Annotated in this window: 1 protein-coding gene; it reads right to left on the bottom strand. The window is 71.1% G+C overall.

Features of this window, described 5'->3' with window-relative positions; translation table 11 throughout:
* The coding region (locus AC0IXR_RS25185) for an ABC transporter substrate-binding protein (RefSeq protein ID WP_471762621.1) at positions 1–235 on the bottom strand (235 nt) is incomplete at both ends.

Here is a 235-nt window from a genome sequence, read left to right as displayed (position 1 = left end):
GACGAGCCCCTCGGGCGCCTGGAGATAGGCCGGCTTGATATCGGGGAAGCCGCGACCGGCCTTCTTCAGCGCCGCCGCCAGGATGAAATGGCAGCCCGACCCCCGCGATACGCCGACCGTCCGGCCCTTCAGGTCGGCGATGGAGCGGATGGGCGCTTCGGCCGGTCCGATGATCGCCTCGGCGGAAGGAACACCGCTCTCGCGCGCGGAGACGGTGAGCTGAGCGTTGGCGGCC

It is taken from the genome of Methylobacterium sp. AC832 (genome assembly GCF_979256025.1).
Note: the sequence above shows the minus strand (reverse complement) of the source record. Positions and strands in the feature narration are given on the sequence as shown.